This window comes from Streptomyces sp. NPDC006265, assembly GCF_040613555.1.
Lineage (GTDB): Bacteria > Actinomycetota > Actinomycetes > Streptomycetales > Streptomycetaceae > Streptomyces.
On the sequence record NZ_JBEXSH010000415.1, the window covers coordinates 1 to 7,763 of the forward strand.

The following is a 7,763-nucleotide window of genomic DNA, read 5'->3' on the forward strand; positions in this document are numbered from 1 at the left end:
GCACGTCCACCTCGCCCACGCCGGCCCCGGCCAGGAGCGAGGCCAGTACGGCACCCACCCGGCCCGCGCCCCCGGAGTGGGTAGGACCCGGCTCCACGGGTGCGGAACGGATCCGGAAGAGCCGGGTCGCGATCCGTGAGCAGTATTTATATATGCCATCCGGTTTGCAAGGAGCATGAAAACATTCATGCGCGCTTTGTTGTGGATGCTCCCGGTGTGAGGTCCGCCGAGTGCCGCTCAGTCCCTGAGGAAGAACTGGTGCTGGTCGGCGACCTGCTCGTACTTCTCCAGCCGCCCCTGCGTCCGCTCCGGATCCGCGTCCGTCATGGCCTGCAGCAGCGCCGAGCACATCACACCCGGGGCCGCGTAGGAGTCGAAGACCAGTCGCGACCCGGTCCCGATGGCGAAGACGACGTCGGCCTCGTCCGCGAGCGGCCCGAGCGCCAGATCGGTGATCAGGGCGACCTTGAGCCCGGCGCCCCGCGCGACCCGCACGGCCGTCAGGGTCTCCTGGGCGTGCCGGGGCATGGAGAACGCCAGCACCCACGTACCTCCCGCCTCACGCGACTGCAGCAGCGCGTCGTAGGCGACGCTGCCGCCCCGGGTCACGAGCCGTACGTCCGGATGGATCCGGCGGGCGGCGTAGGCGAAGTACTCGGCGAGTGAGACGGAGATGCGCAGCCCGAGGACCGTCAGCGGAGCGGACGAGGAGAGCTTGCGGCCGATGTCGATGACCACGTTCGGGTCGGCCAGGTCCCGCCGCAGGTTCTCCAGGTTCTCGATCTCGGCGTCGACCGCCGCCTGCAGTTCGTTGCCGTGCGTTTCCTCCGACGGGCCGACGGCGAGGGTGCCCAGCGCGATCGACTGGAGCTTCTCCCGCAGCGCCGGGTATCCGCTGAAGCCGACGGCCGAGGCGAACCGCGTCACCGAGGGCTGGCTCACCCCGACCCGGTCCGCGAGATCCGTGATCGACAGGAACGCCGCCTCGGTGATGTGCTCGATCAGGTACTGCGCGATGCGCCGCTGCCCCGGGGACAGCCGGGGCCTGTCGAAGAGCGCCCTGAGCTGGGCGGAGGGGGAGACCTCCGCTTCGGGCGCGGCCTTCCCCGAGGTGATCGCGGATGCCTGTGCGCGTGCCTGCTGCGGCGATGGCACCGGTGCGCCTCCTTCGTCTCCCACGGACGTTCAACATAGCTCACGCACCGTAGTGACCAGGGCTTCTTCGGGCAGCGTGAGCTGCCCCGCCGGGGAATACCCGTACGCCGGGCGGGAACCCGCCGCCGCACACGACCCCCCGAGAGGAGCCGCCGTCATGACCGTCCCGGAGGAGAGCCGGCCCAAGACGGAGACCACCGACGACCTGCTGGACCACCAGGACGAGAACCGCCCCCGCCCGCCGGGCGGGACCGGCCGCACGATGCGCGAGGCCCTTGAGGAGGCCGAGGTGAGCCCCGGCGACTACGACGACCGGTAGGGCACCGGCACCCCCGACCGATCCGACGACGCTTCCGGCAGGAGAGACGGCATGAGCGCGCTGAGTGCGCTGGAACAGACGCTGGAGAACCGATGGGACGCGCTGTGGGCACGGCTCCGCGACAAGGAACCGGTCGAGGTCCTCGACGCCCTGCGACGCGAGTGCGACGACAACGCCGTCGTGTGCCGTGAGGGACGTGTCATGGTCCCCAACGCCTACGACGTGGAACTGCCCGACGGCGTGCACGACCACCTGACCCGCACCGGCACCGACGTGGGCCAGGCCCTCACCGACAGCCTCTCCCGCCACGCGGAACGCCGCGGCTACGAGTTCGCCGGCCCGCTGGCGGTTCACGTGGCGAGGTGCCCCGACGTGCCCAACGGCCGTTACCGGGTGGCCTCCAGGGTCATGCAGCACGTGAGCGCGGACGGGTTCTTCCACGCGACGCACTGACCACGTGCACCCCCGCTCTCAACGGCGGTACACCGTGATCGAGTGCCCGACGTCATCGACGGGGCGGCTGCTGCCGATCAACTCGGCCAGCCGCCCCGAGGCCTTCGCGGCCGCCGAGTCCGACACGACCAGCAGCCCCCGCACCTCGTGGACCGGCACGTTTCGAGGATCCGAGGAAACGATGCCGTAGAAGGACGGCACCCCACTGCCCTTGTACACGAGCCACACCCGCTCACCCGGGTACCGGTCGCGGAGCCGGTCCGCGAGCCTCCCCAGGTCCTGCCCCCAGTCCACGTTCGAGTCGTGCAGCCGCTCCCGGGTCCTGCCCGGCCCCCCGAACGCCTCGTTGGAGTAGGGCAGATAGTAGGGATACGCCCGCGCCGAACTGACAGCGGCGAAGGCCACCAGAACGGTCACCCCCACGGACACCCACCGCCGCCGCACCATGAGCACACACCCCGCCGCGACCGCGAGGAACAGCGGCAGGAACACGGCGTAGCGGGTTCCGAAGTCGCGCGCCCCCTGCATGGCCGCCGCCAGCAGCACCAGCGGCGCGGCCAGCACATACGGTGCGGCGGGCCGCAGCCGCCGGACCCCGACGACGACCGCGGCGCCCGCGACCCACAGCGCGAGCATCCCCAGCGGCGTCTTCACCAGCAGCGCGGCCGGCAGGTAGTACCAGAGCGATCCGTCGTACAGCCGCCCGAACAGAAAGCCCTGCCAGGGCCGGTTCTCCAGTCCGAACTGCACGCGCATGCCGTCCCCGTAGACCTCCGGGAAGGGCAGCAGCCGGACCAGCAGCCCCCGCAGGCCGTGCACCACGGGCACGTGCTGTTCCGGAGTCCAGCGCAGCCGTGGATCGACCATCAGATACGTGACCCACACGACCGTGATCGCAGTGAGGGCCACGACGCCCGCGCCGGCCACCGCACGAACGAGGCGCCGGCCTCCCGCGGACGCCTTCCACACCGACCCGGCGGCCAGCGCCATCAGCACCGGCACAGCGGGCAACGTGCTCATCTTCGTGGCCAGTGCGGCGCCGAGTGCCAGCCCCGCGAGCGGCACGTACGGCCGCGGTCTCCGGCGCGCCCGCCACACCAGCCACGCCGAGGTCAGCACGGACCCGGCGGCCGGAACATCGAGCGTCGCGAGCGAGCCGTGGGCGATGACGTCGGGGGAGAAGCAGTACAGCGCGAGCGCGGCCAACCCCGCGACGGGCCCGGCCAGTTCACGGGCGAAGGCGAACACCACCAGCCCGAACGACAGGGTCAGCGCGATCACCGGAAGGCGGGCCCAGAGCATCAGCCGCCACGGATCGTTGCCCGACTCGTACAGCAGATGCCGGCCCAACTGCCCCTGGTCCCCGGCGAAGCCCGGGTCGACGTGCGGATCCGCGAGGGCGACCCCGGCACCGATGGCCAGCTTGCCCAGCGGCGGATGCTCGGGGTTGTGCCGCAGCCGGTGCTCGTGCACGTACTCCGCGGCCGCGCCCACGTACACCGGTTCGTCGATCGTGGGGGTCTGCCGCACGGCGGTCGTCACCATCGCGAAGGCCATCTGAGCGAGCAGTACGGTCACCAGGAGCCGTACCGGCCACCGTCTGCCCGGCCACCGTGTGGTGCCGGCCGGTGCCGGGGACGAGAGCGACACCGGCCGGGGAACGGCGGGAGCGATCCAGAGGTCCCTCATGGACCCACTCTGCATCAGCCCCCGCCGTAGAAAGCGCTACCGCCTCACGAGTCGCACCGACAGACCGTCAGCGGTGTGGACGGGCAGGGCCCGCAGCGTCTCGGAGTCCAGCTCGACCCGGTCGAAACGGCCGCGCAGCTGCCCGGCGGACAGGACGGGAACCGTCGTCCCCGCGACCGGCGGCCGCTCGGTGTCGAGCCGCAGCGACAGCACGCTGCCCCGGCCCAGCAGCACCCGACGGCTCACTGTGAGGGCCGGGCCGTGGTTCCTGCGCAGCGGCAGCTCCAACGTCGACTCGCACTCCTGGACGTAGGAGCCGCGCACCCGCAGGACCTCGGCCGCGCGGAGCGTGCCGCCCGTGACCCGGACATCGCCCTCGCCCAGGGCGTTCGGCGACGCGGCGACCAGCGTGCCGGCCTCCAGGACGGTACCGCCGTGGTAGCGGTTGTGGCCCGTCAGGGTCAGCGTGCCCGAGCCGCGCTTGGTCAGACCGCCGTCGCCCTCGATGTCGTTGCGCCAGCCGTCGGCCGCGTGGAAGCCCCCGGCCGCCGCGTCCAGCGTCACGGTGACGTCCCGGTCGAAGGCGCCGTAACCGTCCGCCGCGGCGAACAGGTTCAGCCGGCCCCACTGCTCGAAGCCGTCCAGCAGGACGTACCCGGAGGGCAGCGCCGTCGTCCGCAGCACCTCGCGACGCTGGGCCGCGGTCAGGTACGGCAGCCGCGTCTCGAGCAGCACCTCGGCGCCCTTCGGCACGGTCAGCGGGTCCTGGCGGCCGCGGCGCGGCAGGACGTAGGTCAGCCGGGGCCCGACCGCACGGGAGTTGGCCTCACGGTCGGCATAGGCGTCCCCGGCGCCCGGGTGGGCCCAGTCGTAGAGGGTGTCGGCCGTCGTGCCGGTCCGTTGCGTGAAGTAGGCGAGGGCCTGGGCGCGGGCCTCGGCCTTGAGCTCCGCGTTCGCCGGATCGGCCAGGGTCGCGGCCGTCAGGGCGGTGGCCATGATCCGGCCCCCGATGACGTCGACGGGGGAGTGCATGCCCGCCAGGATCCGGGTGTGGCTCAGCTCGAACGTCCGCGTCACCAGCTCCTGGAACCGCTCCGGCACCGCGTACGCGAAGGCCAGACCGGCCAGGTGGAAGGCGTTGGTGTGGCCGCTGGGGAAGCCGCCGTCCTCCTGCGCGTTCTCCGAGCGCTGACGCAGCAGCTGCGGGGCGACGACGACGTCCGAGTCGTACACCGGGTAGCCCAGCGCGTCCTTCTTCCCGGTGTCGACGACCTCGCTGTCCTCGTTCATCCGCCACGGACGCGGGTACTGGAAGGCGAACTTGCCCGGGTTGCCCGAGGCGAACGGCCCGCGCACGGTGTCGACCAGCTTGGCCACCTGGCCGAGATCCGAGTCGTGCGAGCCCGCCCCGATGGCGGATCCGGCCGGGGCGTCGGCGGGCAGAGTGTCGTGGATCTTCCCGTCAGGTGTGCCGTCCGGGGCGGTGGTGATCGACGTGACCGCCCTGGCGCCCTCCTTGTAGAGCTCGGCCAGCGGACCGAGACCGGCGATCATGGCGTAGCTCTGGTGCTGGCGGTCGTAGAGGAAGGCCTCCTTCGCCTGCGCCTCGGTGCGGGCCTGCGTGATGCGGGCGCAGTAGCGCATGTTGGCGCGCAGCACCTCGTGGTCCAGGACCCGGCCGGTGTTCCAGGCGTCGCCGGTCTTCCACACCTTCGACATACCGCCCAGGATCCGGACGACGGCGTTGGTCTCGGGGGTCTGGTTCGTGATGACATTCGACTTGTAGTCGTCGACGAACGCGGCGAAGCCCGTGGCGGCCTGGGCGTCCGCGGCGCCGAGCCACGTCGCGAAGGTCGGTGCGGCGAGCAGGCCCGCCGAGGCACCGAGGGAGGTTTTGAGGAAGCCCCGCCTGTCGACGGTGGCGGGGGAGCGGTGCCCGGCTGATGACGGCATGGGTGCGCCTCTCTCGGAGTTCTGCGAAGAAGGTGTCGTGGCGTTGCGCGACAGTGCGTCGGCCGTGTGGCCGGGTAGGTGAAGCAGGCTGTGCGACTTCTGGTGCCTGTGACGACTTCTGTGGCACCTGTTGCGTACGAGCGAAGATCTACGGCTGTGTCGTGACCCTTCGGGGAGGGATCGGCCACCTGCCGGTGACCGGAGGGTGAACGGCGGCCGCCCGGCTCACAGAAGCGAACGGGCCAGAGCCACCGCGCCCTCGACCGGCGGCACCCGCAGCGGCTGCGTCCGGGCCCCCGGCAGGGACTCGGCGAGCGCGGCGGTGAACGCCTCGTACAGCGCGGGCTGGGCGAGTACCGTGCCGCCCGCCACCACCACGTCGTCCACCGCGACCCCGCGCGCGGCCAGCCGTACGACGAGCCCGGCGAGCGCCCGGCCGCCCTCGGCGATCACGGTCCGGGCCAGCGGCGAGCCCGCCCGGGCGGCGGTGAAGACGGCGGGGGAGCGGCTGCCCCACTCGGCGGAGACGTCCGTGGCGGCCTCGAGGGCGGCGCCGAGCGCGGGCACCTCGGCCACCCCGAACGCGGCGACCAGCCCGGTCGCCAGTGCGTCGGGCTCCTCGCCGCGATCGTGCGCGGCCCAGACGGCCCGTGCGGCCTCCCGGACGAGACCGGCCGCGCCGCCCTCGTCGCCGAGCACCGCGCCCCAGCCGCCGACCTGGACCGCCTCGCCGCCGGGCAGCCGCCCCACCGCGACCGAACCGGTACCGGCGACCAGGCCCACACCCTTCTCCAGCCCCGCGGCGGGAACGAGCAGCTCGGCATCGCCCACGACGAGCGCGGGCACCCCCAGCCCCTCCTGAAGCGCGGCGCGGATGCCCGCGCACTGGCGTGGCGTCTCACAGGCGTGACCGCCCACGGCGAGAGCGGACAGCCGTAGGGGAGAAGGCAGGGCGTCGGCGATCAGGCCGGCCAACCAGTCGGCGGCGGCCCCGGCGTCGTGCGGGCGCCATCCCGTACTGCTGCGGACATGATCGACGACGTCCTCGCCGCCCACGAAGGCGCGCAGATGCGTCTTGGTGCCGCCCACGTCGATACCGACGGCGCAAGGCGTGGAGTCCTGCACGGGTCCTCTTTCGTCGTTGCGTGGCACGGCGACGGCAGGCGAACCGCGCGTCGTACCACGGCAGTTGAAGAGGTAGGGAAGCCCCGGGACGGGCTTCTGCCGAACACGGCAGGCGAGTACCGTGAAGTTCGTTAGGAAGTTAACTAACGAAGTAGGGTGCGCGTCAAGAGGCACGGAATTCCCGATGCCGCGCGACCCTCGCGGCCGTCCTGGTCGGCCGCCGCACGACCTGGGGAGACCATGCACCTGAGTGAGAGTGCCCGTGTGGTGTTCGACGTACTGGCCGGGGCGGGAACGGCCACCCGTCCCCAGCTGGCGGCCGGTGCCGGCCTTTCCAAGCCGACCGTCTCGACCGCCGTCGCCGAACTCGAGGCCGTGGAACTCGCCGCCCACTCCGGGCGGGCCTCCGGCGGCACCGGCCGCAGCGCCGCGGTCTACCGGCTCGGCCCGGCCGCCGGTGCCGTGCTCGCCGTCGACCTGGGGCCCGCCAAGACCCGGGTGCGCAGCTGTGCCCTGGACGGCACGCTGCTCGCCGAGGGCACCGGCCCCCGGGAAGAGGCTGCCGACACCGTCCGCAAGGTCCTCGGCGCACTCCCCGCCGGGGCCCCGCTGCGGGCCGTCGTCGTCGCCGTCGGCGATGTCACCACCCGGGACGGCGAAGGCGCGGGGGAGCGCCCGGCGACCGCCAAGGCCGGTCCCGTCTTCGACGCGATGGCCGTGGCACTGCCCGAGGGTGTGCCCGTCCACCTGGAGAACAACGTCAACTGCGCCGCCCTGGCCGAACTGCACGAAGGTGCCGCCGTCGGCCGCGAGACCTTCGGCTACCTGCGCATCGGTGTCGGCATCGGTCTCGCCGTCGTCATCGGCGGCCGGGTGCTGCGCGGCGCGAACGGCGCCGCGGGTGAGGTGGCCCGGCTGCCCTACCCCTGGGACGAGAGCCGCGCCCCGCACTACGAGGGCCTGGAGCAGCGCATGGGATCACGCACGCTGCTGCGCCGGGCGGCCGAGGCCTGGCAGCAGGCCGACGGACCCCGTCCGCGCACCGCGGAGCGGCTCCTCGCCCTGGCCG

7 protein-coding genes are annotated in these 7,763 nt (G+C 72.7%); 3 read left to right on the plus strand and 4 right to left on the minus strand.

The window, feature by feature from the left end:
* Window positions 1-237: 237 nt before the first annotated feature.
* On the minus strand, window positions 238-1,155 hold the full coding sequence (locus tag ABZ281_RS28660; protein WP_356660049.1) for a MurR/RpiR family transcriptional regulator: 918 nt from the start codon (window positions 1,153-1,155) through the stop codon (window positions 238-240).
* A 157-nt stretch (window positions 1,156-1,312) separates the two neighbouring features.
* On the opposite strand from ABZ281_RS28660, the gene ABZ281_RS28665 reads away from it, so the two are divergent.
* On the plus strand, window positions 1,313-1,474 hold the full coding sequence (locus ABZ281_RS28665; protein WP_356660051.1) for a hypothetical protein: 162 nt from the start codon (window positions 1,313-1,315) through the stop codon (window positions 1,472-1,474).
* A 51-nt stretch (window positions 1,475-1,525) separates the two neighbouring features.
* Window positions 1,526-1,927, plus strand: coding sequence for a DUF3662 domain-containing protein (locus ABZ281_RS28670; protein WP_356660053.1), 402 nt, complete (start codon window positions 1,526-1,528; stop codon window positions 1,925-1,927).
* An 18-nt stretch (window positions 1,928-1,945) separates the two neighbouring features.
* Here the strand turns inward: ABZ281_RS28670 and ABZ281_RS28675 are convergent, their stop codons facing one another.
* From ABZ281_RS28675 to ABZ281_RS28685, 3 genes are all read right to left on the minus strand, one after another.
* A complete protein-coding gene (locus tag ABZ281_RS28675) occupies window positions 1,946-3,484 on the minus strand; it encodes a phospholipid carrier-dependent glycosyltransferase (RefSeq protein WP_356660061.1) in 1,539 nt (512 codons plus the stop codon).
* A 168-nt stretch (window positions 3,485-3,652) separates the two neighbouring features.
* Window positions 3,653-5,569, minus strand: a complete 1,917-nt coding sequence (locus tag ABZ281_RS28680; RefSeq protein WP_356660055.1) for a phosphatase PAP2 family protein — start codon at window positions 5,567-5,569, stop codon at window positions 3,653-3,655.
* Between the two features lie 225 nt (window positions 5,570-5,794).
* Window positions 5,795-6,694, minus strand: a complete 900-nt coding sequence (locus tag ABZ281_RS28685) for a BadF/BadG/BcrA/BcrD ATPase family protein (RefSeq protein ID WP_356660057.1) — start codon at window positions 6,692-6,694, stop codon at window positions 5,795-5,797.
* 240 nt (window positions 6,695-6,934) lie between these two features.
* Here ABZ281_RS28685 and ABZ281_RS28690 point away from each other — a divergent pair.
* Window positions 6,935-7,763, plus strand: an 829-nt coding sequence (locus ABZ281_RS28690) for an ROK family protein (RefSeq protein WP_356660059.1), incomplete at its 3' end; no start/stop codon positions are given.

What these genes read in the sequence shown, in the direction of transcription:
- ABZ281_RS28665 (WP_356660051.1), top strand. Translation starts at nt 1,313, where the DNA reads ATGACCGTCCCGGAGGAGAGCCGGCCCAAGACGGAGACCACCGACGAC.
- ABZ281_RS28670 (WP_356660053.1), top strand. Translation starts at nt 1,526, where the DNA reads ATGAGCGCGCTGAGTGCGCTGGAACAGACGCTGGAGAACCGATGGGAC.
- ABZ281_RS28675 (WP_356660061.1), bottom strand. Translation starts at nt 3,484, where the DNA reads ATGGCCTTCGCGATGGTGACGACCGCCGTGCGGCAGACCCCCACGATC.
- ABZ281_RS28680 (WP_356660055.1), bottom strand. Translation starts at nt 5,569, where the DNA reads ATGCCGTCATCAGCCGGGCACCGCTCCCCCGCCACCGTCGACAGGCGG.